General features: G+C 72.2%; 21 protein-coding genes. 6 read left to right on the plus strand and 15 right to left on the minus strand.

The features are described from left to right. Window positions 1–122 precede the first annotated feature (122 nt). Window positions 123–248 (minus strand): hypothetical protein, encoded by a 126-nt coding sequence (locus ACIBI4_RS02035; RefSeq protein ID WP_399201573.1) that lies wholly within the window; start codon window positions 246–248, stop codon window positions 123–125. A gap of 114 nt (window positions 249–362) precedes the next feature. Between ACIBI4_RS02035 and ACIBI4_RS02040 the strand changes: the two genes are divergently transcribed. Beyond that, window positions 363–1,235, plus strand: coding sequence for an endonuclease/exonuclease/phosphatase family protein (locus ACIBI4_RS02040; RefSeq protein ID WP_399201575.1), 873 nt, complete (start codon window positions 363–365; stop codon window positions 1,233–1,235). A gap of 52 nt (window positions 1,236–1,287) precedes the next feature. Further along, the gene (locus ACIBI4_RS02045) at window positions 1,288–2,823 is read left to right on the plus strand and encodes an FG-GAP repeat domain-containing protein (RefSeq protein ID WP_399201576.1); all 1,536 of its coding nucleotides are present in this window, start codon (window positions 1,288–1,290) and stop codon (window positions 2,821–2,823) included. 48 nt (window positions 2,824–2,871) lie between these two features. Here ACIBI4_RS02045 and ACIBI4_RS02050 read toward each other — a convergent pair whose 3' ends face one another. Continuing rightward, a complete protein-coding gene (locus tag ACIBI4_RS02050) occupies window positions 2,872–3,546 on the minus strand; it encodes a TOPRIM nucleotidyl transferase/hydrolase domain-containing protein (protein WP_399201577.1) in 675 nt (224 codons plus the stop codon). Between the two features lie 70 nt (window positions 3,547–3,616). After that, window positions 3,617–4,966: an amidohydrolase gene (locus ACIBI4_RS02055; RefSeq protein WP_399201579.1), complete on the minus strand. Its 1,350-nt coding sequence runs from the start codon at window positions 4,964–4,966 to the stop codon at window positions 3,617–3,619. 289 nt (window positions 4,967–5,255) lie between these two features. Here ACIBI4_RS02055 and ACIBI4_RS02060 point away from each other — a divergent pair, with 289 nt between their 5' ends. Together ACIBI4_RS02060 and ACIBI4_RS02065 are read left to right on the plus strand one after the other, a co-directional pair. After that, window positions 5,256–7,031, plus strand: coding sequence for an ABC transporter ATP-binding protein (locus tag ACIBI4_RS02060; RefSeq protein ID WP_399201580.1), 1,776 nt, complete (start codon window positions 5,256–5,258; stop codon window positions 7,029–7,031). Then, the gene (locus ACIBI4_RS02065) at window positions 7,028–8,830 is read left to right on the plus strand and encodes an ABC transporter ATP-binding protein (RefSeq protein ID WP_399201581.1); all 1,803 of its coding nucleotides are present in this window, start codon (window positions 7,028–7,030) and stop codon (window positions 8,828–8,830) included. Before ACIBI4_RS02060 ends, ACIBI4_RS02065 begins: the two co-directional genes overlap by 4 nt. Window positions 8,831–8,859: 29 nt before the next feature. On the opposite strand, the gene ACIBI4_RS02070 is transcribed toward ACIBI4_RS02065, so the two are convergent. The 4 genes from ACIBI4_RS02070 to ACIBI4_RS02085 form a co-directional block, all read right to left on the minus strand. Beyond that, the gene (locus ACIBI4_RS02070; RefSeq protein ID WP_399201582.1) at window positions 8,860–9,792 is read right to left on the minus strand and encodes a GNAT family N-acetyltransferase; all 933 of its coding nucleotides are present in this window, start codon (window positions 9,790–9,792) and stop codon (window positions 8,860–8,862) included. 81 nt (window positions 9,793–9,873) lie between these two features. Further along, window positions 9,874–11,115 carry a VWA-like domain-containing protein gene (locus tag ACIBI4_RS02075; protein WP_399201583.1) on the minus strand — a complete coding sequence of 414 codons (1,242 nt, stop codon included), beginning with the start codon at window positions 11,113–11,115 and terminating at the stop codon, window positions 9,874–9,876. Continuing rightward, complete coding sequence (locus ACIBI4_RS02080) at window positions 11,112–12,350, minus strand: AAA family ATPase (protein ID WP_399201584.1); 1,239 nt, start codon at window positions 12,348–12,350, stop codon at window positions 11,112–11,114. Before ACIBI4_RS02080 ends, ACIBI4_RS02075 begins: the two co-directional genes overlap by 4 nt. Before the next feature lie 105 nt (window positions 12,351–12,455). Next, the gene (locus tag ACIBI4_RS02085) at window positions 12,456–13,904 is read right to left on the minus strand and encodes a hypothetical protein (protein ID WP_399201585.1); all 1,449 of its coding nucleotides are present in this window, start codon (window positions 13,902–13,904) and stop codon (window positions 12,456–12,458) included. Window positions 13,905–14,120: 216 nt separating this feature from the next. Between ACIBI4_RS02085 and ACIBI4_RS02090 the strand changes: the two genes are divergently transcribed. Then, a complete protein-coding gene (locus tag ACIBI4_RS02090; protein WP_399201586.1) occupies window positions 14,121–14,480 on the plus strand; it encodes a DUF779 domain-containing protein in 360 nt (119 codons plus the stop codon). 44 nt (window positions 14,481–14,524) lie between these two features. Here ACIBI4_RS02090 and ACIBI4_RS02095 read toward each other — a convergent pair whose 3' ends face one another. The 8 genes from ACIBI4_RS02095 to ACIBI4_RS02130 form a co-directional block, all read right to left on the minus strand. Further along, complete coding sequence (locus ACIBI4_RS02095) at window positions 14,525–14,719, minus strand: hypothetical protein (RefSeq protein ID WP_093606868.1); 195 nt, start codon at window positions 14,717–14,719, stop codon at window positions 14,525–14,527. A gap of 110 nt (window positions 14,720–14,829) precedes the next feature. Further along, entirely contained in the window at window positions 14,830–15,705 is an 876-nt protein-coding gene (locus ACIBI4_RS02100) for a phosphatidylinositol-specific phospholipase C/glycerophosphodiester phosphodiesterase family protein (protein ID WP_399201587.1), read from the minus strand. Window positions 15,706–15,801: 96 nt separating this feature from the next. Further along, window positions 15,802–17,193, minus strand: a complete 1,392-nt coding sequence (locus tag ACIBI4_RS02105; protein ID WP_399201589.1) for a ribulose-bisphosphate carboxylase — start codon at window positions 17,191–17,193, stop codon at window positions 15,802–15,804. Between the two features lie 55 nt (window positions 17,194–17,248). Next, window positions 17,249–18,286 carry a 2-hydroxyacid dehydrogenase gene (locus tag ACIBI4_RS02110; RefSeq protein WP_399201590.1) on the minus strand — a complete coding sequence of 346 codons (1,038 nt, stop codon included), beginning with the start codon at window positions 18,284–18,286 and terminating at the stop codon, window positions 17,249–17,251. A gap of 50 nt (window positions 18,287–18,336) precedes the next feature. After that, on the minus strand, window positions 18,337–18,975 hold the full coding sequence (locus ACIBI4_RS02115; RefSeq protein WP_399201592.1) for a histidine phosphatase family protein: 639 nt from the start codon (window positions 18,973–18,975) through the stop codon (window positions 18,337–18,339). Beyond that, complete coding sequence (locus tag ACIBI4_RS02120; protein WP_399201593.1) at window positions 18,972–20,465, minus strand: FGGY-family carbohydrate kinase; 1,494 nt, start codon at window positions 20,463–20,465, stop codon at window positions 18,972–18,974. Before ACIBI4_RS02120 ends, ACIBI4_RS02115 begins: the two co-directional genes overlap by 4 nt. Continuing rightward, window positions 20,455–21,984 (minus strand): FGGY family carbohydrate kinase, encoded by a 1,530-nt coding sequence (locus ACIBI4_RS02125; RefSeq protein WP_399201594.1) that lies wholly within the window; start codon window positions 21,982–21,984, stop codon window positions 20,455–20,457. Before ACIBI4_RS02125 ends, ACIBI4_RS02120 begins: the two co-directional genes overlap by 11 nt. A gap of 3 nt (window positions 21,985–21,987) precedes the next feature. After that, window positions 21,988–23,319: an MFS transporter gene (locus tag ACIBI4_RS02130; protein ID WP_399201595.1), complete on the minus strand. Its 1,332-nt coding sequence runs from the start codon at window positions 23,317–23,319 to the stop codon at window positions 21,988–21,990. Window positions 23,320–23,514: 195 nt separating this feature from the next. Between ACIBI4_RS02130 and ACIBI4_RS02135 the strand changes: the two genes are divergently transcribed. Next, on the plus strand, window positions 23,515–24,330 hold the full coding sequence (locus tag ACIBI4_RS02135) for a DeoR/GlpR family DNA-binding transcription regulator (RefSeq protein WP_399201596.1): 816 nt from the start codon (window positions 23,515–23,517) through the stop codon (window positions 24,328–24,330). Window positions 24,331–24,341: the final 11 nt, after the last annotated feature.

Raw genomic sequence — 24,341 nt, forward strand, 5'->3', positions numbered from 1 at the left:
AGGACGGCGGGCAGCGAGGTGCACGCCGGGGAAGGGGGGTCGTGGGCGCCGGATGGTGTGGCGCAAAGGCACCGGGAGGTGCGGCGCACAGGCGCCGCGATGCTCGGCGCAGGCGCGTCGGTTCAGCTGCCGTGGGCGATGCGGCCCGGCACCCAGACCGTGAGCTGGGCGAGGCGGCCGAGGTCGGAGAAGGTGTTCATCCGGGGATCGCCTCCTTGTCGCACACAGCCGTCACAGGTCAGAGGCACGCAACGTAATCGGTGGTACCCACAGGGGTCAAGGGTGGTCCGGACCGCCCGTCGCATAACCTCGTAGGTGAGGAGACCTCCCGTCGTGCGGTGTCTCCCGGTCGAGGAGGCGAAGTGAGCAGAGCGGGCACGCGCTGGCTTGCGGGGGCCACGGTCCTCGCGTGTGTGGCGGTGATCGGCCCCAGCGCACCGGGCGGCGCTCTCGCCTCCCGGCCACTGCCGCCCGACGCGATCCGCGAAGTCGTCCCCAACCGCGTGATGACGTGGAACATCTGCAACCCCTGCAACGACAGCGGCTTCAATGTGGGCCGCGCCTCCGAGATCGCCAAGTACGCACCGCAGGTCATCGCCCTGCAGGAGGCCTGCGTCGGCGACGTCGAGGCGATCAGGGACCATCTGGAGAACCTGTACGGACTCGACTACAACGTCGAGTACGGCTCGGTGCTCACGAGTTGGAGCCGCTGCGGCGGGGTGCCGTGGGATCCGGGCGGCTTCGGCCAGGCGCTGCTGTCGGCAGCGCCGATGACGGACCGGGTCAACGTGGAGTACCCCGACGGCGGTTCCGAGGACCGCGGCTATCTGGCGGTGACGACCGAGGTGGACGGCCGGCAGGTCCGGGTCTTCGCCACGCATCTCGCCCAGCGGCGCCAGGAAGAGGTGCGCGCCGGGCAGACGAAGGTCCTGGCCGCGGCCGTCGCCCCGCATGAACGGGCCATCGTGCTGGGCGACTTCAACGCCGAGCCGAGCACCCCGGAGCTGCGCGAGATCTGGGCGCTCGCCGAGGACGGCGACCCGCAGTGCAACCCGGCGTCGTCGGACGGGGTCTGCGAGCCGACCACCGACTGGATGAGCAAGTTCGACTACACCTTCGTCCGCGGGATCGCCGCGGTCGGCAACGGCGTCCATCACAGTCCGTACTCGGACCACAACCTGGTGCACTCGGACCTGGACCTGGGCGCGGAACAGGCCTCCGGCCAGGCCGGATAGTCACCGGCCCGGCAGATTTCCGCGGACCGCGGTGCGGCTATGATCCGCCCCCATGATCGGGACCGACCGGGAGGGTGACCGGGCCGCACGGGCGGCCGGGCACGGGTCGGCCGAACGCGAGGGGTTGGCGATCCGTATGTCCATGGCCGAGGCGGTACGGGGACGGGCGCGGCGGCAGGGTCTTGGCGCGCTCGTCTGTGCGACGGCCCTTCTCGCGGCGGGCTGCACCTCCTCCTCCGACGAGGGACCGGATCCGGTGTCCCCACGGGCCGGCGCGCAGGTGACGGCCCCGTCCTGCACCGCACCGCCCGACGCACCCGCGCAGGCGGCCGCTCCTGTGGGGAAGAAGCGGGCGCCCGACGGCGACTTCAACGGTGACAAGATCGACGACTTCGCCGTGGAGGGCTGGTACCGCCCGGTCGACGGCGGCACGTGGCGGCAGAACCGCGCCTTCGTGCCCGGCGCGAAGAAGCGCCTCGACGCGGCGGACGCCGTCTCGCTCAGCGAGGTCTTCCCCAAGATGCAGGACAAGGGCGGCAATCCCCGCCTCCACGGTGCGACAGTCCGGGTGCCGCGTGACCTGGACGGCGACGGGCTCGGTGATCTCGTTTTCCAGGACGCGAAGCAGCGGCAGTACGTGGTGTGGGGCGACCGCAAGGGCCGGCACAGCGCGACGCGGCTCGACGCCGGGGTGATCTCGCTCATCGATCTCCCTGCGGGCGACGTCGACGGCGACGGCCAGACCGATCTGATCGGGCACCCCGCGCGGCTGCGCGACGGCGGCTGCCATCTCTACGTGCTGCGCGGCCCGTTGGGCCGCGACGGCAGGCCCGCCGCGATGACGGGCCTCGACCTCGGTCAGGAAGGCACGCTCACCGTCCGCACCAGCCTGACCGGCGACTTCACCGGGGACGGCAGGACCGACCTCCTGGTGGAGAGCCTCACCGGCGAGGACAGCATGGAGGGCGACTACCCGGCACCGTCCGACCGCGTCGACCTGTACACCGGCTCCGACGACGGCCTCGTGTATGCGGGCCGCGCCAAGGGCATCCCGGACGTCCTGGTCGCGGGGCTCGTCGCCGACTTCGACGGGGACGGTGCGGACGATCTCTACCTCGACCCCGAGGACGGCCCGACGAAGCTGTACCACGGCGGCCCGACCGCGTTCCTCGACGGCCCGCGCGCCACGGGCATGGCCATGGCGTCGTTCCCTGCGGCGAGCGGCGACGTGAACGGGGACGGCCTGCTCGACCTGCTGGAAGTGGCGAGCGGCCGCAATCACCCGGAGGGTGAGGTGAAGGTGTACGAGGGCAGCAAGGAGGGCCTTGTCCCGGGGCGTTCGGTCAACCGCAAAACCGTCGGCATGAAGCCGGGCAAGCCGGGGTTCGAGGTCGACAGCGACCAGTTCGGCAAGACCTCGGCGCTCGTCGACGTGAACGGCGACGGCTTCGACGATCTGCTCGCGGGCTACGTGGGCTATCACAAGCCCCGCGAGGAGCAGGGGTACTGGGTGGTCCCGGGTACCAAGGACGGACTCACCGGCGAGGGCTCGTACTTCCTGACGACGCGCGAGCTGGGCACGAGCTGAGCCTCGACGGGCCCGCGTCCCGATGAACCCTCCTCCTGGACCTGGGTGCTACTGCACCCGTTCCAGGAGCCGTTCCAGCGGGCGGGGGACGCGGTCCGGGTCGAGGGAGCGGACCATGGCGTGGGCGTACTGCGCCTTGCGGCCGGAGTGCGTGCCCATGAAGCGGCGCAACTGCTGGTGGATCGTGCGGCCGCGGTGGTACGGCTGGTTCTGGAAGGTGCGGAACGGGCGCAACTCGTCCTCGGCGTCGATGACCTGCTCCACGCCTTCGGGTCCGAGCGCCCGGATCAGCTCGTCCTCCAGATCCGCGTCACAGATGTAGAAGCCGAGTGCCTCCAGGTCCTCCTGGGTGTCCGCGGCGCCGAACCCCTCGCGTTCCAGGGCCCGTTGGAAGTGCCGGATCTCTCCGACGTCGCACAGGCCGACCGGACGCATACCGAGGCCCTGCGGTCCGCAACGGGCGAGGAAGTGCCCGATGTTGGTGGCGCCGCCGAGCGGGACCACCGCGACGGCCTCGGCCTCCAGATCACGGCCGCGACGGGCCGCGAGGGCGTCGAGGGCGCGCAGATCGCTGTCGCCCTCCACGAGGACGACGGCGCGCAGCCCGATCCGCCCGGCCAGTTCCCTGGCCCGCACGGCGGCCTCGGGCTCCTCGGCCTGCTCCTCGGTCCGCTGTGCGGCCCACTGGGTGACCGCCCGGCGGAACTGCCCCATGTCTGTCATGGAACCAGTCTCGCAGGGCGATCACCCGGGAGGGCAAGGCGTTTTCCGCGTACGCCGTGAGGGTCCGGCGTCAGCGCACCAGCTCGCCGTCGCGGGCCACGATCACGCCGCCGTGGACGACGAGCTCGCGGGCCGGGGCGTCGACGACGACCTGCGGCACGCACTCGGCCTTCATGAGGACGAAGTCGGCGGGGGAGCCCGGCGACAGGTCGGCGTGCGCCAGACCCATCACGTCCGCGCCGCCGTCGGCCGCCGCGGTGAAGCAGGCGGTCAGCTCGTCGTCGAGCCGGACGTCGGTGACCCAGCCCATCTTGTGCGCGCGGTCGAACATGTCGGCGTTGCCGAACGGGCTCCACGAGTCACGGATGCCGTCCGAGCCGACGCCGACGTGGACTCCGTACTCCTGCAGCTTGGCGATCGGCAGCACCAGGTCGGCGGAGGGCGCGACGGTCGTCAGGGAGATGCCGAGCTCGCCCATCTGCTCGCCGAAGACACCCAGTTCGCGGTCGTCGAGCTCCGGCAGACAGAACACGTGGCTGACGGTGACCTTGCCGGTGAGGCCGAGTGTGCGCGTGCGGTCGATGATGCCGCGCAGCGCCGCGAGGCCGCGCTCGCCGCGGTCGTGCAGATGGATGTCGAGGCCGACGCCGTGCCGGTCCGCGATGGCGAACAGGACATCGAGCTGCTCGACCGGCGCCTGGTCGAAGCCGCCCGGGTCGATGCCGCCGACGAAGTCGACGGCGCCCGTGCGCGCGGCCTCCTCCAGGAGCTCCTTGGTGCCGGGCGTACGGATCACGCCGTGCTGCGGGAAGCCGACGATCTGCACGTCGAGCGCGCGCTTCAGCTTCTCGCGGGCGATGCCGAGACCCTCGACGCCGGCCAGGTCGTAGGCGGGCGCGACATCGGCATGGGCGCGCATCGCGCGGGTGCCGTGCGCGACGGCGTGGCTCATCAGGCCGTACGCGCGCTCGGCGACCGAGCGGTCCTGGGCCTTGAACAGCTCCACGTCCTGCGCGACGTAGTCCGCGATCCCGCCGGCCGGCTTGCGCGTGACCCACTTGCCGCCCCACGTCGTCTTGTCGGGGTGGATGTGGGCGTCCACGAGCGAGGGCAGCACGGCGCGGCCGCGGCCCTCGACGACCTTGGCGCCGCGGGGCGCGGGTCCGGCGGAGATCTTGCCGTCCACGACGACGAGGTCGACGGACTTGCCGGTGCCGAAGGGGCGGACGTTGCGGAAGACCACGGCCTTGCCGTCGTGGCTGCCGTGGCCGTCACCCTTGCCGGACCGCTCGGCGGCCTGGGCGGGCAGGGCACCGCCCGCGACGGTGGCGGCGCCCGCGAGGGCGGCGGCCCCGGCGAGCACATTGCGGCGCGATACGGAGGCCGAGGAGGACGACGTGGACGACTGCGAGGTGGTCATGGGGCTCCTTGGTGAGGGTGGGGGCCGCGACTCGCTTTTTGTATACCAAACAGAAGTTGGCGATCAAGGGTGTTGCAGCGATGCAACCAGATCCCTTTGCCTCACTGGGCAAATGCCGGGAGTGGGGTCATTGTCGGCGTCGTGTTGGTATACAGGCGACTCCCCTCTCCCTCTTGATGGTCGGCCAGGTTAGCCTTGCCTGTCTTTGGAAAAGGCCTGGTGGACCGCTCGGTGGGTCCGGGTCCGGGCGCAGCGGGTCCGTGGAAGCGGATCCGGGTGGGGAGCGAGCATGCGGGACGCCGCGCGGCACGACGGGCGTGTGGTCCTGCGCACCGTGATCCGGGGCGAGCGGCGGCGGGTCGCCGCGGCCTGCGCGCTCAACGCCTCGCACCAGATAGGCGAGGCGCTCATACCGGTCCTGATCGGCTTCATCGTCGACCGGGCGATCGTCCACCCCGACCTGGCCTCGTTCGGCCGCTGGGCCCTGGTCCTCGCGGTCGTCTACGTCTTCCTCTCCGGCGGTTTCCAGCTGGGGGCCCGCGAGGCCGAGTACGCCAAGGAGCACGCGGGGCACACGCTGCGGATGCGGCTGATCCGCCGGGTCCTCGATCCGTACGGCGGCGCCGAGCACGGCAGGCCGCCGGGCGCCCTCGTCTCCGTCACCACCGAGGACGCACGCCGGGCGGGTGCCGTGACGATGGCGCTGCCGATCGGCTTCGGAGCGGTGGTCGGTCTGGCCGCGGGAGCGGTCCTGCTGCTGCGCGCGTCCGTGCCGCTCGGGCTCCTGATCCTGCTCGGCACTCCGGTCCTGATGGCCCTCGGCCAGCTTCTGGCCCGCCCCCTCGAACACCGCAGCCACGCCGAGCAGGAACAGGCCGCCCATGCCTCGGGCGTCGCAGCCGATCTGGTCGCGGGCGTACGGGTGCTGCAGGGGCTCGGCGCCCGCCGCGCCGCCACCGAAAGGTACCGGCGCACCAGCCGGGCCGCGCTCGACGCGACCGTGCGGGCGGCCCGCGCGGAGGCCGTGCAGACCGGCATGATGCAGGCCCTCACGGGGATCTTCATCGCCGTGGTCGCCCTGGTCGGCGGACACCTGGTCCTCACGGACGCGATCGGGCTCGGCGAACTGGTGGCGGCCGTGGGCCTCGCCCTGTTCCTGCCGGGACCGCTGCACACGGTGGCCTGGGTGGCGGCCGATGTGGCCCGCTCGCGGGCATCGGCGGGCCGGGTCGGCGAAGTGCTCGCGGCTCCGGGGGCGATATCCGGGACGGACGAGGACGGGCAGACGGCCGTCGCGGCGGACCACATCCCCGCGCCCCGGACCGTCTCCGCCTCCTCCCCCGACGGCACGGCACCCTCGCTCCACCCCAACGGCACGGCCCCCTCGCTCCACCTCAACGGCCTCACGCACGAGGGCCTCAAGGGCCTCGATCTCGCCGTCGCCCCCGGTGAGTTCCTCGGTGTCGTCGTCACCGACCCCGCGCACGCCGACACGCTCGTACGCTGTCTCGCCCGCCGGACCGATCCGGACGCGGGGCGGCTTGCCCTCGACGGGGTTCCGTTCACCGAGCTCGCGCCGCGCGCCCTGCGCGCCCGGGTGCTCGTCGCCGAGCACGCGGCCGATCTGTTCACCGGCTCGATCGAGGAGAACATCACCGCCGCGGGCGACGCGGCCCAGGAGGCCGCCACCACCGCCGCGGCCGCCGACGAGGTCGCCGCGTCCGTGCCCGGCGGCCTCGCCGCCCCGGTCGGCGAGCGCGGCCGTTCCCTCTCGGGCGGCCAGCGGCAGCGCGTGGCCCTGGCCCGCGCCCTCGCCGCCGACCGCGAGGTACTCGTCGTGCACGACCCGACCACCGCGATCGACGCCGCGACCGAGGCCCGGATCGCCGCCGGGATCCGCGAGGTGCGCCGCGGCCGTACGACCGTCCTGGTCACCAGCAGCCCCGCGCTGCTCGCCGTCGCGGACCGTGTCGTCCTGATCGACGGCGGGCGCCTCACCGACGAGGACCGGCACGACGCCCTGGTCCAACGCAACGCTCGCTACCGGACGGCGGTCCTCGCATGACCACGACACCCGACCTCGTACAGGACACCGCCGAGCGCACGGACCAAAGCGCAGAACTGCTGCCGGTCGCCTCCGGCCCCCGCACCCGCGCGGCCGCGCTCGAACTGCTGCGTCCCGACCGGTCGCTCGCGATCCGCTCGGCCCTGGTCCTGGTCGCCGCGACCTCCGTCGGACTGCTGACACAGCCGCTGCTCGGCCGGATCGTGGACCTCGTCGCGGAAGGCATGCGCGGCGCCGGTCACATCACGACGTCCGACCTCACCCTGCCGGTGGTCCTGCTCGTCGTGGTCGCCCTGGTCCAGGGCGCCTCGACCGCGCTCGGCCTCGGCATGGTGGCCCGGCTCGGCGAATCGGTGCTGGCCCGGCTGCGGGAACGGTTCGTCGAACGGGCCCTCGCCCTGCCCGCCGACCGCATCGAACGGGCCGGCTCCGGCGACCTCACCGCCCGCGTGACGGGCGACGTGGCGCGCGTATCGGAAGCGGTGCGCTCCGCGCTGCCCGAACTGGCCCGCTCCAGCCTGACGATCCTCCTCACGCTGATCGCCCTGGCCGTCCTCGACTGGCGCTTCCTGGTGGCCGCGCTGCTCGCCGTGCCGGTGCAGGCGTGGACCGCTCGCTGGTACGTGGGCAAGGCCGTGCCGCTCTACGCGAAGCAGCGCATCGCCACCGGCGCGCAGCAGCAACAGCTCCTTGAGACGATCGGCGGCGCCGAAACCGTCCGCGGGCATCTCCTGGAGGAGCAGCACACCGAACGGGTCGAGGAGCGCTCGCACGCGGCCGTCGAGCTGAGCAAGCGCGGTGTGCGGCTGGTGCTCGGCTTCTACGGGCGGCTGCACATCGGCGAGTACATCGGTCTGGTGGGCGTGCTGCTCGCCGGGCTGCTCCTTGTACGCGAGGACGCGGTGTCCATCGGTACGGCGACCGCGGCCGCGCTCTACTTCCACAATCTCTTCGGCCCCATCAACGCCGCCCTCGTCCTGCTCGACGACGCCCAGTCGGCGACGGCCGGCCTCGCGCGCCTCGTCGGCGTGACCGATCTGCCGGACGAGCCTGAGCGCCCCGCGACGGCCCGCAGCGACGACGCCTTCGTCCACGTCCGCGGCATCACGCACGCGTACGGGTCCGGCGCGCCCGTCCTGCACGAGGTGGACCTCGATCTGCACGAGGGCGAGCACGTGGCACTGGTCGGCACGAGCGGTGCGGGCAAGTCGACGCTGGCCCGGATCCTGGCCGGGGTGCAGCCGCCCACCGGCGGCGAGGTCACGATGCCGGCGCGGGCGGACGGCAGGCCGGGAGCCGTCCTCGTCTCGCAGGAACTGCATGTCTTCTCGGGAACGCTCGCCGAGGACCTGCGCCTGGCGCGCCCGGACGCGACGGACGAGGAGCTGCGCGCGGCGCTCGCCACGGTCGACGCGCTGACCTGGGCCGAGGCGCTTCCCGAGGGTCTGGAGACCGTCGTCGGCGAGGGAGCGCACAGCCTCGACGCCGCCAAGGCGCAGCAACTGGCGCTCGCCCGGCTGGTGCTCGCGGACCCGCTGGTCGCCGTCCTCGACGAGGCGACGGCCGAGGCGGGCAGCGCGGGCGCACGCGTGCTCGAGCTGTCCGCGCGTGCGGCCCTCGACGGCCGCACCGCGCTGATCGTGGCGCACCGTCTGACGCAGGCCGCCGCGGCGGACCGGGTGGTGGTCCTGGAGCACGGCCGGGTCGTGGAGTCCGGGCCGCACGAACGCCTCAAGGAGGCGGGCGGCCCGTACGCCACGCTCTGGGCGGCCTGGTCGGGGACGCGCGAGACGCGGTAGCGCCCCTCGGCGCATGCGGACCGGCCGGATCAGAGCGGGAGGACCAGCTCCCACGTGTCCACGGCGCAGTCCAGGGCGAGCCCGTGCCGCTCGTAGAGGTCGAGCGCCCGGGACGCGTTGTCCGTGTCGACACCGAGGCTGATCCGGTCGCGCCCGAGCCCGGCGTAGTACCAGAACGCGTACCGCAGCAGATACCCGGCGATCCCGCGCCCGCGGGCCGCCCGCAGCACGCCGACGCTGCTGATCCACCCCGTCGTGGCACGGTCGTTGCGGCTGCGCATCGCCGCGACGTCGCCGAGTCCTTCGACCCGGGCGATCCAGACCAGCGAGAAGTCGGCGTGCTCGGCGTCGATGTCGTGCAGCCACTGCTCGTACGTGCGCGGCTGGAAGTCGAAGTGCTCGGCGAACGACTCCTGCAGCAAGGCGTGCGCGATCCGCCGGTCGGCCTCGTCCGTGCAGGGGCGCAGACAGACCCCGGGCAGCGGCTCGGGCATCAGGTCGGCGTCCGGCGCGAGCGGGCGCTGCATCACGTGATAGCGGCGTACGGTGCGCCAGCCGCGCTCGCGCAGCACGTCCTTGTCGACCGCGGTGGTCGTGTGCAGGCCCTGGTGGACCACGGCCCGCGGGGCGCCGTTGGCGGCGGCGCGCTCGGCGGCCCGTGCCTCCATGCGCTCCAGGAGCAGCCGGGCGCCGTCGGGGCGTCCGGGCAGCAGGTACAGGTCGACGTCGATGCGTTCGCCGCCGGACCCGTCCGTCAACAGGCCGTAGCCCACGAGCCGTTCGTCCTCGTGGAGGAGCCAGGAGTCACGGGCGAGGTCGACTTCGGGGTGCTTCCAGTCGGCGAGCACCTCGGCCGGGTCCGTCTCGGAGCGGCCGCCTTCGAGCACATCCACCTCGTTGACCAGCGCACAGGCCGCCGCCGCGGCATCGAGCGTGGCGGGCCGTACGGTCACAGTCGTCATGCGTCCACTGTCGGGCGGCGACGGGCGGCGCCGCAACGGAGTTTCCGCGCACCCGACCGCACCGACCGCACCCGCCCGCCGCTACCCGATCTCCACCACCCGCGCCCACTGCGGTACCGGATCGGGCACGTACTCGGAATCGCTGTCCTCGTCGTATCCGCCGCGTGGAAAGAGCCCGATGATGGTCCGGCACGGCGGCTGCGTGTCCGGCCACGGGGTCTGGCCGTCGGTGAGCGCCACGATCACATCGGGCTTGGGCCCGCTGTGCAGCGCCTTCCTGAACCCGGCCCGAAGATCCGTACCGCCGCCGCCGATCAGCGGAATGCCCTGGCCGCGGCAGAGCGGGTGCACGAGATGCGCGGACGCGTCGCACGGCACGACGCGCACGAGGTCGCGTCGGCCGCCCAACGTCCGGGAGATCGCGGCGACTTCGAGCAGGGCGGACCCCAGCTCGCGGTCGCTCACGGACCCGGACGTGTCGATGACGATGCTCACGCGGGGCGGGCGGCGGCGCAGGCTCGGCAGGATCACACCGGGCAGGCTCGTGGAGCGCCGCGAGGGACGGCCGTAGGTGTAGTTCTCGCCGACGCCGGGTGCGGAGACGGCCGAGCGGATCGCGGCGCCGAGCAGTTCCCGCCAGGGCTGCGGCGGGTGCAGCGTCTCCTCGGCCCATCGCTCCCAGCCGGCGGACCTGCTGCCGCGGCCCTTGATGCCCTGCGCCACACGGAAGCGCACCAAGTCCCGTTCCTGCGCGGTCAGTCCGTGCGCGCCGTCGGGCCCGAGATCCCAGGGCCGCTCCCACCCGTCCGCTCCGCTGCCGCAGTCGAGCCAGGCGTGCGCCTCGGTGAACCGGCCGAGGCGGAATTCCCCCAGGTACTCCTCCATCAGCTTCCCTGACGGCAGTTGCAGCAGGCCGGGCAGCATCACGCCCTTCGGGACGACGAGCCCGTCCCCGAACGCGTCGTCGTTGATCTCGCAGTCCGCCGCGATGTTCATCCGCAGCCGCTCCTTCGCGCCGGACACTCCGTTGCGGTCGGCGTAGCGCTCACTGCGGCCGTGGTGGTCGCGCAGCAGGTGCGAGACCTCGTGGACCCACACCGAGGCGAGCTCCTCGACGGGCGTGCGGTCCACGAAGCCCGGCGACACGTAGCACCGCCAGAACCGGTCGACCCCCATGGTCGGGACGTGCCGCGATGGCACGACCTGCAGCGCGAAGAGGGCGGTCGCGAGGAACGGGCGGGCGCGGACTGCCTGCAGCCGGGCCGCGAACAGTTTGCCGCTGTCGTACGCGAGCTCTCGTGTGTCGTGCGCGAGGTCGGTCAACGGCCCGCACCCGCCGTCTCCTTGGTCCGCACGCGCTCGGCCGCGCGGTCGGCCTCCTGCGACAGCTTCACGGCGCTGCCCAGGCGCTCGATCGCCACGGGCACGTCCCAGCCCTCGCGCCGCAGTGTGGCGAGGGTGTTCGCCGGGACGACCACGAGATCCGGTGCGCCGGTCTCCATCGCCCGTACGAGGAGAGCCCAGGCCGCGTCCCAGCGGTCGCGTTCGGGGCGGGCGCGCACGGCGGCGACCACCGCGTCGAGCGCGGCCTGCCGCAGGTCCCCGCGGTCGGGAAGCTCGGCGGACTCGGGCTCGGCGAGCAGGACCTCGGGGTCGGGCAGATCCATCCGGTCCATGCTCGCGAGCAGTTCGAACCCGGGCCCGTCCCCCACCGTCCCGCGCACGAGCAGCGACAGCACTTCCCTCGGCGCCCCGGCGGCCGTCGCGAAGGCGACGAGCCGCACGGTCATGTCCCAGCTCCGCGGCGACGGCCAGGCACCGCCGCGCTTGGTCTCGGTCGCGGGCAGCCGGTGCACCAACCCGGCGCGCGCGGCGAGCAGTTCGCACACCGCTCGCCTGGCGTGGGTGACGGCCTCTTCGAGGCGCTCGGGATCGAGCCGCGGCAGGGTGGCGCGCGGCCACACCCCGCCGAGCCCCCGTACGACGACGTCCTGCTCGTGCACCCAGTGCAGATGCACGAACCGGTTGGCGAGCGGAGCGCTGAGCTCCCAGCCGTCGGCGGCGGACGACCGCGGGTTGGCGGCCGCCACGATCCGTACGCCGTCGGGCAGCCGCAGCGCACCGACCCGCCGTTCGAGGACGACCCGCAGCAGGGCGGCCTGGACGGCGGGCGGAGCCGTGGACAGCTCGTCAAGGAACAGCAGCCCCCTTCCCTCGCGCACGAGTCGTACGGCCCACTCCGGCGGGGCCATCGGCACGCCCTGCACGGCGGGGTCGTCGCCCACGATGGGCAGTCCGGCGAAGTCGGAGGGTTCGTGCACGCTCGCGATGACCGTGGTCAGCGGCAGCCCCAGCGCCTCCGCGAGCTGTGTCAGGCCCGCGGTCTTGCCGATCCCGGGCTCACCCCAGAGCAGCACGGGCAGATCCGCGGCGACGGCCAGGGTCAGCGCGGCGAGCTGGTCGTCGGGGCGGGGTTCGGTGGTCGTGCGGCCGAGCAGCTCCAACAGGTCGTCGGCCACGTCGAGTTCGGTCTTCATGGTCTTCACGGTCTTGGACATGCGTCATCACCTTTTGTGTACGTGGAGGAAGCCGAGGCCGTCCGGGGTGGCGGCTCGGTGGTGCGAGGAAGGGGGCGGAGGCGTGCGGCGCATGCGCCGACGGGCTCAGCGGAACGAGGCCTCACGAGGGTGCGAGCGCAGCGCGCCGCCATCGAGGAGCTTCAAGGGTCCGTGGTTCGTGAGGCCCGCGCGGTACAGGCCGTGGGCGATGCGGCGTTCGACGGCCTCTTCGAGCGCGTCACGCAACGGGCCCTCGCGCAGCCGGGCCTCGGGGCCGAGCAGCCCTTCGAGGACGGCGAACGCGCCCGGGACGTCACCGTGCGCGAGCCGTTCGCGTACGGCGCTCAGCTCCTCGGGTTTGCGGTGCATGTCGTCGATGACCTGAAGGCACGGCAGCGGTGGGCCGCCGAAGGCGACGAGGAGTTCCTCGCGGTGCACTTCGGAGCGGTCGTGGTCGAGCGCCGCGAGCATCCCGTCCACGAACCCGATCCGGTGCACGGAACCCCGGCAGTCGACCAGTTGCGCCTGCTCGCCCGCATCCCGGCGCACGCGTGCCGCGTCCACGGAGCGTCCGGTCAGCGCCGAGGCGACCATCGGGTGGAGCCTGTCGGCGTCGATGAGGCCCGCGCGCAGCAGCTCGACGTCGGGCGGCACCCAGGTCGCCGCGTCCGGCAGGACGGGCAGCTCCCCGGGATCCGGTGCGATCCGCCCGTCGCGGGTGTCGACCGCGAGCCGCAGCCCGGATCCGAGCCGTACGGAGACCGGACCCTCGGCCGGGCACGCCTCCGCGTCCCGCACGAGCCGGGCCTCGTCCATCCAGCGGTCCACGGCCCAGTGCGCGGACATCGCCCACCGTTCGGCCACCGCCGCGTGCGCCATCAACGATCCGGCGTACGAAGGAGGTGGAGGGCTGCCGCGTCCCGCGCGCCACCGCAGCTCCCCCACCCGTCGCACATCCCAGAGATGCCGGTGCAGATCGAGCCGGAAGCGGGCGCCGGGCCGCGGATGGGGATGCCCGGCCGCGGGGTGCGCGGCGGACCCGTCCCACACCGCGAGGCTCACCCGCTGCCCGGCTTCCGCCCAGGCGGGCGGGGTCCGTACGACGAGGTGCAGGGGCGGACGGGCCGGGTCGGGCTGCTCGTACTGCGCGAGGGAGAGCGTGATGCCGGGCCGCAGCAGACCGTCGGGTCCGCTGCGCGGCAGATGCCAGCGCAGCAGATCGGGCACCAAGTGGCGCAGATCGAGGCGGAGTCGGGCGACGAGTTCGCGGCCGTGGCGGCGCGCGAGACGGCGCAGATCGAAGTCGACGTCCACGCGTGCCGCGGCACACGCGCCCGCCCAGTCACCGGCGGCGCGCCGGTCCGTGGCGGTGTCGATCATGGAGGGCGGCACGGCGAACTCGCGCACGTGCAGCCAGCAGGACAGCCGGGGCGAGGGCGCAGCAGCAGCCCAGGGTCCCTCGGTGTCGGAGGCGACGGAATCGATGAAGCCGGGCGAAGCGGCTTGGTCGACGGCGTCGGCGGATACGGATCGGGTCTCGGTCACGGTGGCCATCAGCGCTCACCGTGAAAGGACCGGACCCCCCATCTCCCCGCGAAGGGAGCAGTTCGAGTAGTCATCGCCGCGAGCATAGCGAGCAGCCCGCCGCGGGCGACAGCGAATTAACGGCGGCCGCCGCATGGCCAGTCGCGGCAGCAGCGGCAAGACTGGGGCGGTGAGCACGCCGGCGCCGCAGAGGTCAGCACGCCGGCGCCGCAGAAGGAGGCCCCCATGTCCGCATCACCCCCACGCGTCGAGCTCACGCACGCGGCCACCGAGCTGCTGCAGAAGCTGCGCGCCGCCCATGGCCCGCTGATGTTCCACCAGTCCGGCGGCTGCTGTGACGGCAGCGCGCCGATGTGTTACCCGGAGGGCGAGTTCCGCACGGGCGGCTCGGACGTCCTGCTCGAATCGCTGACCGTCGACGGCATCTCCGAGCCGATCGGCTTCTGGATGTCGAAGAGCCAGTACGAGGCGTGGCGGCACACCCGCCTGATCGTCGATGTCGTCGAGGGCCGCGGCGGCGGTTTCTCCCTGGAGGCCCCGGAGGGCGTCCGCTTCCTCATCCGCTCCCGCATGCTCGGCACGTGAGGCGTTCAGGAACAGGCTCCCGGCCCCAAGGAGCCGTACGCCGCTCAGGGATTGAGATTGCTGACGATGTTCGCCGTCGCCGTCAGCCCGTTCTGGATCGTCGGCGCCATGCTCGTGCTCGCCAGGTAGAAGCCGAGCAGCACGCAGACGATCGCATGCGTGATCTTCAGTGCCCCGTTGCGCAGGAACACGATCGCGAGGATGAGCAGCAGCAGTACAACTGACACCGAAATGGCCATCGTCCGGACTCCCTACGCAACTGCGCCACGTCAACACCGCGGCGTTTTCGCCGTCAGTGTTGCGTGGCACAGGGTCCGTCCGGTCGACTGACATGTCCTCCGAAAGGGTGTTACCGGTCGTACGCGTCGAGGAATGCCTCGAGCGCGGCAAGATCGTCGGTGTTCAGATGGTCCGCGTCGGCGGCGATCAGCTCCAGCCATACGGCGCCCCGTTCGGGCCCGGGCAGGTCGGGCGTCGCCCAGAACCGCACCCGCTGGCCGCGCCCGTGCGCGGTCGCGATGATCTGCTGCAGCTTGTCGCGTTCGGCCGCCGGCATCGGCCCCTCGCCCTTCCACGTGAAGTGGTTGTTCCAGTTGTCGCTGATCAGCGGGATGAAGGAGGCGGGCGCCGGTCCGCCGAGGTCGGCGAGCCGCCCGTCGTAGAACGCGTACCGCACCCGCTGCGCCTCCATCGGCGCCCGCGCGGCCCGGTCCCCCGAGATCACCGCGGTGACGGCGCCCTTGCGGACCTTCCCATGGGCGTACGTGGTGAACAGGCGGCGGTAGCGGTGGAGTTGGCGGTGCAGCTCGGCGTAGGCGGCGACGCCGTCCGTCTTGATGTCGATGAGGAGCTGCACCGGCCGGTGGTGCCCCCGGTACACGGCGCCGTGGTTCCTGCGCACACGCTCGGCGAGCGGCTTCAGGTACAGCGCCTCCAGGGTGCGCGCCGGATCGAGGTCCACCGGGTCGTGGGCGACGAGGAGTTCGCCGTCCACGAGGAAGATGTCGGCCTCGACGCTGCTGAAGCGGTGGTCGAGGGCGTCCAGGAGCGGGCGGGTGTGCAGATAGTCGTTGTGCGCGTGGGCACGGCGCAGCGGCTTTCTGCGGGGCGGGCTGCCCGCGCCCTGCGGTGCGGTCGCCTGGGCGGACGAGGGGATGGCGACCGCTGAGGCGAGTGCGGCGGCGACCGTGGTGACGGCGGTGCGGCGGGTGACCTGTAAGGCCATGTCTGCGATACCTCCCGGAACGACGGATGGGCGGGACCGAGTATGCGGTCCCGCCCACCGTGAACGGCAGAGGGCAGCCGGGAGTTGGCCGAGCCTTCAGCCCTTGGTCTCCTGGACGCCCAGCTCGTCGCGCCAGGTCGGGAACAGGTGGTCGGCGTCCTTCGGGAAGGACTCGAAGGCGCCCTTGAGCTCGGCGTGCTCCTTGGCGTACTCGGTGAGCTTGATGCCCTGCTGCCAGGCGTCCTGAGCCTGCCGCAGCGACTTGGCGCCGGCGGTGCCGCCGTCCTTGTGGCCGAAGGCGCCGCCGCCGGACGTCTGGATGACGTTGGAGTGACCGAGGTTGTCGAAGAAGCCGGGCAGCCGCAGCGCGTTCATGCCGCCGGAGATGATCGGGGTGGTGGACTTCATGCCGAGCCACTCCTGGTGGAAATACGGTCCGTCGGCCGCGTCCTGCTCCAGCATGAAGGCGATGGCCTTGTCGGCGGCGTCACCCTCCATCTTGCCGAAGCCCATCGTGCCGGTGTGCATACCGGAGGCGCCCTGCAGCCGGGTCATCTTGCAGTGCACGAACGAGGTGTAGCCGCGCTGCGACTGCGGGCTGGTGACGGCGCCGTGGCCCGCGCGGTGGAAGTGCAGGAACTGGTTCGGGAAGTTGCGGCGCGCGGTCGTGACGGCTGTCGGGCCCGCCACGTAGCCGTCGACGAGGAACGCTACGTGCGAGGCGTTCTCGCCGAAGGTCTCCAGGATGTACTCGCCGCGGGCGATCATCTCGGCCGGGTCGTCGGCCGTGATGTTGGCCGAGAACAACTTGGCCTCACCGGTGGCGTCCTGGGCGCGGCGCATCGCGTCGGCCACGCACGCGATGGTCTCCTTCAGCGGCGCGAAGACCTGGTTGCCCTGCGGCTCGTCGTTCTTGATGAAGTCGCCGCCGAGCCAGAAGTCGTGGCAGGCGTCCGCGAACGGCTGCGGGCGCAGGCCGAGCTTCGGCTTGATGATCGTGCCGACGACCATGCCGCCGTCGACGACCGGGCGGCCGAGGACGCGCCACATGTCCTGGATGTTCATGGTCGGGCCGTCGAACAGGCGCAGGTAGGCGGGCGGTACGTAGAAGTCGTGCATCTTGGCGTACTCGACGTCGCCCATGCCCTGGTTGTTGCCGATGCACAGCGTCAGGAAGGACGCGAGCATCGCGCGTCCGTCGATGATGTTGCGGTCGAAGAGCTCGATCGGATACGCGATCTTCATGAGCTCGCGGGTCTCGTCGATCTCGTACACCAGGGCGTCGACGCCCTTGGTGAAGTCGTCGGTGGTGCACACCTCGACGTTGGTGCCGGTGGAGGACTCGGCGGCGAAGTGGGCGGCGGTGGCGAGGAAGCCGTCGTATCCGGCCTTCGGCCTCATCGTGTAGGCGCACAAGACGTGGCGGCCGCCCTTGATGAGCTCCTGCTCGTCGAGGTCGAGGCGGGCGTAGCGCGTCGTCTGGTCCATGGGGGGCTCCTGAGGGGTTGCTGATACGTGTGGGGGGGGGCGCTCGGGCGGGCGGTCAGCCCTTGAGGACCTCGGGGTTGGCGCAGTGCGCGAGCGGTTCGCCGCGCAGATAGCGGCCGACCTCACCGGCGACGATGCGGGCCGCCTTGTGCGCGACCTCCTGGCTGCCGCCCGCGATGTGCGGGGTCATGACGATGCCGGGCGTGGTGAGCAGCCGGGAGTCGGCGGGGACGGGCTCGGCGGGGTAGACGTCGAAGCCGGCGCCGACGAGCCGGCCGCTGTCCAGGGCGTCGCAGACCGCGTCGTAGTCGAGGAGTTCACCGCGGGCGCAGTTGACCAGGACGGAGCCGCGGGGCAGCTTCGCGAGCTGCTCGGCGCCGATCATGCCGCGCGTCTCGTCGGTGACCCGGGCGTGCAGGGAGACGATGCGGGAGCGCGTGAGCAGCTCGTCGAGCGTCACCGGTTCGGCTACGCCCTCGACGAGTTCCGGCTTCACGTACGGGTCGCAGACCAGGACCTCGGCGCCCATCGCCTTGAGGACCTTGGCGACGCGCGAGCCGATGGCGCCGTATCCGATGAGACCGACGGTGGCGCCCTCGATCTCGATGCCGCAGTTGTCGTAGTCGTAGTAGTCGCCGCGCCACACGCCCTTGCGCATCTCCTCGTGCGTGTCGCCGACTCCGCGGGCGGCCGCGAGCAGCAGCGTGAGGGTGTGCTCGGCGGTGGCGACGGCGTTGCGGCCGGGCGCGTAGCAGACGGCGACGCCGTGCCGCGTCGCTGCTTCGAGGTTGGCGTTGACGGGCCCGCCGCGGCTGATGCACATCAGCTTCAGGTCCGGGCAGTGGGCGAGGATCCGCTCGGTGAGCGGGGCGAGCTGGGTGACGCAGACCTCGACGCCCTGCAGCGCCTCGATCAGCTCGTCCTCGGTGCCGGAGGCCTCGATGACCTCGGCGACCTTGCCGAAGGGGGTGTGCGGCCAGGGCAGCCGGAGCTCGTGGACGTCCACGGCGCCGTCGGTGGCCTGCTTGACCTCGTCGGTGAGGAGGTGCGGCAGGACGAAGTGGTCGCCTGCCGCGAGGACCTTGGTACTCATGAGGGGTGTCTCCTTGGCTGGTGCGGTGTGGGGGCGGTCGGCTGTGCGCGTCAACTGCCGGTTGCGTACGGGGCGTTGAACCGGAGCAGGGACGTCTGCCCGTCGCCGATACGGAGTTCCGTGAGGGTGCCGTTGTCCAGGACCGGGAACACGCGCCGGTACTCGTCCGGGTCGATGCCGAGCAGCTCGCACAGGAGCACCCGGTACAGGGCGTTGTGCGCGACGATCAGTACGCGGCCGCCGGGGTGGTCGACGCACAGTTCGGCGAGCAGCGCGCGGGCGTCGCGGGCCGCGGCGCGCGGGTCGTTGCCGCCGGGCAGATGGTCGGTGACGGGCCGCCGCACGAACCGGGCGAGCTCCTCGGGGAACGCCTCGCGCATCTCGGCGATGCTGAGACCTTCGCCGCGCCCGAAGTCGAGCTCCAGGAGGCGGGCGTCCTCGCGCAGGGCGAGTCCGAGGACCCGGGCGGCGGGTGCCGCGGTGAGCCGGGCCCGGGACAGCGGCGAGTAATACACCGCGTCGATGCGCTGCCCCTTCGCCCAGGCGGCGAGGTCGTCCGCCTGGCGGCGGCCGCGCTCGGTGAGCGCCACGTCGGCGCGGCCCGCGTAGCGGTTCTCGGCATGCCAGACGGTCTCGCCGTGCCGTACGAGAACGAACTCGGTGGGCTGTGAGGACTCCGTGCCGGTCATCGTGCGGCCCTTCCCTTCGCGTGGACGGCGACGGATTCGTCGAGCCAGCCGCGGCGGACCAGTTCGTCGAGGAATTCCAGGTAGCGCGGCGTCCAGCGCCGGTGCCGTGCCGCGTCGGGCGCGATCTGCGCGCCGGTGCGCACCATCGCGGCCGCCGCGTCCTGCACGCTCACACCGCTCGACGTGGCCGCGAGGACCGCCATGCCGATGGCGCCTTCGGCCTGTTCGGGCCGTAGCACGGGCCGGCCGAGGACATCGGCGCGCAGCCTGCACCAGTACGGGTTCTTCGCACCGCCGCCGGTCAGTGTGAGCGGCCCGTCGACGGGGGCGCCCAGGAGGTCGAGGTAGTCGAAGCAGAGCCGCTCGACGAATGCGACGCCGAGGAGATGGGCGTGGAAGCGTTCGGCTTCCGTGGCCGGTTCGCCCAGGACGAACCCCGTGGCCTCGGGCGCCCGGAACGGGAAGCGTTCGCCGCCGGTGGAGACCAGCGGGTAGGCGACCGCGTCGCTGTCCGACTCGGCGGCGAGCACGGTGAGTTCGGCGAGATCGGCGCCGGGGAACTCGCGGGAGATCACCCCGGCGCCGCTGCTGGACGCGCCGCCCGGCAGCCAGCTGCCGCCCGGGCCGCGGTGGCAGTAGACGACGCCGCCCGGGTCCCGTACGAGATGCGGGCTGACGCCCTTGAACACGAGGGTCGTGCCGAGCACCGAGTTCCAGGCGCCGGGGGTGAGCGCGCCCGCGCCGATCTGGGCGGCGCAGCCGTCGGTCATCCCGGCGACGATCGCGGTGCCCTCAGGGATGGAGGTGGCCGCCGCGGCCTCGGCGCACACCGCACCGATGACCGTGCCGGGGCTCACGACCTCGGGCAACAGCCCTTCGGGGACGCCGAGTCCGGCCATCACGTCGGCGGGCCAGCGGTCCTCGGTGAGGTGGTAGCCGGTCTTCAGGGCGTGGCTGGCGTCGCTCGCCGGCTGCCGGCCCGCGAGCCGCCAGGTGACGTAGTCGGTCTGGTGCAGCAGCCGGACCCCTGTACCGGCTGCTGCCGTCTCGTGGTCGAGCAGCCAGAGCAGCTTGGGCAGCGCCCACGACGGCTGCATCGAGCGGTAGCCGAGCTCCTGCCAGACCCGTGCGCCCGCCTCGTTGACCCGGACGGCCTGTTCGGCGGCGCGCCCGTCGTCGTACATCAGGCCGCGGGTGAGCGGGGTGCCGTCGGCGTCGGCGAGGAGGATCGTGCCCGACGTGCCGTCGAGGGCCAGGCCCTTGATGCGGGCGGGGTCGATCCCGGCGAGTGCCTCGCGGCTCGCCTCGGCGAGCGCGCTCCACCACTGCTCGGGGTCCTGTTCGTGGCGCTTGCCGTCCCGGTGGCTGGTCAGCGGCCGCGAGGCGGCGGCGAGCACCTCGCCGGCCGAGTCGACGGCGACACAGCGCGCGGACTGGGTGCCGAGGTCGAGACCGAGCCACACGGCGTCCCGTTCGAGTTCATGCTGCACGGAGTGCTCCTTCGCGTCCGGTGTACGGGCCGGGGACGGCAGGGGTGCGGCCGGACGACCAGCCGGCGTCACGGGCGAGTCCGCGCCACCGCAGGAAGTCCTCGTAGCGGGCCGCGTAGAAAGCGGACCGCTCCGGGTCCGGCTCCCAGGTGGAGGTCATCCGGACGTACTTGGCGGCCGCGCTGTGCATCGACGACTCGGCGCCGGACAGTACGAGGCCCGTCAGGAAGGCTCCCTTGGCGCCGAGTTCGGTGTCGCCGGAGCGTGCGGTCGGCACGCCGGTGGCGTCCGCGATCAGCCGGCACCAGTCGTCGTTGTTGGCCCCGCCGCCGCAGAGCCGCAGTTCGGTGACGGTCGTACGGGAGGCCGCCAGGGAGTCGCGCAGGACCAGCGAGAGTCCTTCGAAGACCGAGCGGGCCACGTCGGCGCGGCTGTGTTCCAGGGAGAGGCCCCAGAACGCGCCGCGTGCCGACGGGTCGAGGAACGGTGCGCGTTCCCCGGCCGGCGAGAGATACGGCAGGAAGGAGAGGCCCTTCGCGCCGGGTTCGGCCTTGAAGGCGAGCCGGCCGAGCTTCGGCGGCCCGTCCAGGTCGAGCAACTTGGCGGCCCAGACGAGGACTTCGGCGCCGTTGAGGGTGGGGAAGGCACGCAGGACGCGTTCGCGGCCGCGGTAGGCGATGTTGATGCCGGAGGGTTCGCCGCTGGTGTCGACCTCGTGGCGGACGATCTCGGTGCACAGGGTGGTGCCGAGGATCGAGCAGGCCTGCCCCGGGTTGACGACTCCGACGCCGCGGGCGGTGGAGGCGATGTCGTACGGGGCCATGACCACGGGGAGGCCCTCGGGCAGTCCGAGCTGGCCCGCGGCCTCGCGGGTGATCTCCGCGATCCGCTCCTCCTCGCCGAGCACGGTCGGCAGCAGCCTGCGGTAGGCGCCGAGTCCGAAGAGCTCGATGATCGCGTCGTCGTAGTCGCCGGTGGTGTGGTTCAGGAACGGCGCCGAGGCGTCCGACTCGTCCATCGCCGTCACACCGGTCAGGTTGTGGAAGAGCCAGCCCGCGGCGGTCAGCGAGGACGCCGAGCGGGCCAGGCGCTGCGGGTCGTGCGAGCCGAGCCAGCTGAAGACGGCGTTGGGCATTCCGCTGCAGGTGAGCGAGCCGTTGCGGCGGAACGCGTCCTGCAGCACACCCTCCTTCTCCCAGCGCGTGAGGATCTCGCCCGCACGGCCGTCCGACCAGAGGATCGCCGGTCCGGTGGGCCGGCCCTGCTGGTCGACGAGCCAGGCGCCGTCGCCCTGCGCGGTGAAGGTGACGAGCCAGACCGGGTCGTCGATGTCGGAGAGCGCGTTGCGGACGGTGTAGACGACCGCGTTCCACACGGTGTCCATGTCCTGCTCGGCCCAGCCGGGGTGGCGGCGCAGGACCTCGGTGCCGATCCGGGAGACGGCGAGTTCGGTGCCGTTGTCGTCGAACACCACGGACTTGATCATCGTGGTGCCGACATCGATGGCGAGGACCGACATGGGTCACAGTCCCTTCGGGGAGGCGGCGGCCAGGGCGGGCTCGGGCAGGAGCCCGGGCGCGGGCCCGGCGGGCGTCGTGGTCTTGAGGAAGAGCGTGAGGACGGCGCTCACCGCGTGGTAGGCGGCGAAGATCCAGGTGACACCGCCGACCCCGAGCGGCCCGAGGAAGAGGCTCACGGTCAGCGGCCCGAGGAAGGTCGAGGCACCGGCGCCGAGGTTCAGGGCGGCCATCGCCTGGCCCTTGTGGCGGGGCGCTATCGCGGTCATCAGCGCCGAGAGGGGCACATATCCGGAGAGGGTGGCGCCGTAGAACACCGCGACCAGCAGACAGAGCAGGTACGAGGAGCCGACGGCGCTCGGCACGTAGTACAGGACGAGCGTGGAGAGCGTGCAGCCGATGCCGCCGCAGTACGCGACGGTGGTGCGCCAGCCGATGCGGTCGCCGATCACTCCGAAGAGCAGGTTCGTGAAGATGTTGGTGCCGAACATGACGGCCACCAGGCGCAGCCACTGCTCGTTGCTGAGTCCCACGCTGTGCACGAACCAGACCGGCAGCATCACCATGAAGCCGAACTGCGAGGCGGTGTTGAACATCCGCACCGCGGCACCGGCGCCGACCCGCGGATTGCGGTACAGGATCGTCAGCGAGCCGACGAGCCCGGCCATCGGGGACTCCCCCGGCGGCGCGAGACGCGACGACCCGGTCGGCTCCCTGACCAGCAGCAGCGGCAGCAGCCCGCCGATCACGACGATCCCGAGCGCGAACCACAGGGTGCTGTACTCGCCGATCACGGGGATCAGGAGGCTCGCGCCGAGCGAGCCGAGCGTCGGCATTCCGGCCGAGAAGGCGGACCAGAACCAGCCCATCGCGCTGCCCATCTGCCGCTGGGGCGCGACGGCGGCGATCCAGACGAGGAAGGCGTACGCGAAGAGCGGGAAGGCGAGGCCGCGCAGCGCGTAGGCGAGCAGCAGCAGGCCGTACGACTTGCTGGGGATCGCGACCGTCAGGAAGAAGACATGGGTGACGGCGAAGGTGATCAGGCCGAGCCACATGACCTTGCGCGGGCCCCACAGGTCGGACAGCGCGCCGGAGAACCAGGCGGCGACGGCGCCGGTGATGCCGTACACGGTGAAGATCATCGCGACGCTCGACGCGGCGATGCCGAGGCCTTCGAGATAGGGCGAGAGATAGCCGGCCTCGATGCCCACGCCGGTCATGAAGATCAGCAGGCCGAGATAGCCGTACGAGAGGGACTGCGGGATGCCGAGGCGGCCGAGCAGCGGTGGCGCCTGGTCCGTGCCGGCCGGGGCGGGCGGCATGGGGGTCTGCGTCATGGAGTTCCCCGATCAGCGTCGATGAGGTCATCACCGAGCTAACAAAACGGACGAAACGGCGGTCAACTTTCCGTGAACACCTCCCCTGAAGGGGTCTCGTGGCCGTGTGAGAAGGACCTCCGTCCCCTGTCACCGACCTGCGGCGACGGTGGACGATCGAGTGAGGTGACCGGTAGATCTCACACGGGAGTTCCCATGGACGCGACGGATGCGCCGCCGGACACGGCGGATGCCCCGGACCGCATCGGTGTGCGCGACGCGCGACGGCGGCGGATCCGGGAGGCGGTGAGCACACACGGCTTCGTCCGTTCGGCCGATCTCGTGGCCGAGCACGGCGTCTCGCTGATGACGGTCCACCGCGACCTGGACCATCTCCAGGCGCAGGGCTGGCTGCGCAAGACGCGCGGCGGGGCCAGCGGGATGTCCTCGGTGCACTTCCACGGCAGCGTCGCCGAGCGCGGCAGCGCGATGCCCGCGGTCAAGCAGCGTCTCGCGCATGCGGCGGCACGGCTGCTCGCGCCGGGCCAGACCGTCCTTCTGGACGACAGCACCACCTGCGCCCGGATGACGCGCCACTTCGACGCGATCCGCCCGCTGACCGTCATCACCAACGCCCTCCCGGCGATCCGCGCGCTCACCGAACAGCCCGGCATCGACCTGATCTCGCTGGGCGGCCGCTACTTCCCCGCGTACGACGCCTACATGGGTCTGCACACCGCGGACATGGTCGCCAACTTCCGTGCGGACGTCCTTTTCATGTCGACCACCGCGGTCTGCAAGGGCCGCCTCTACCACACGTCACCGGAGACGGTGCAGGTCAAGCGGGCGATGATGGAGGCGGCGAGCCGCCGCGTCCTGATCTGCGACCACACGAAGTTCCTGCGCGACGGCCTGTACGCCCTCGCCCCGCTCGCGGACTTCGACCTGCTCGTGGTCGACGACGGCCTCCCGGCCGAGGAAGTGCGGGCGATCCGGGGCCGGGGGACGGATGTGCTGGTGGTGCCGCGTTAGGGCCGCGGGCG

It is taken from the genome of Streptomyces sp. NPDC050418, from assembly GCF_044458745.1.
Taxonomy (GTDB): Bacteria; Actinomycetota; Actinomycetes; order Streptomycetales; family Streptomycetaceae; genus Streptomyces.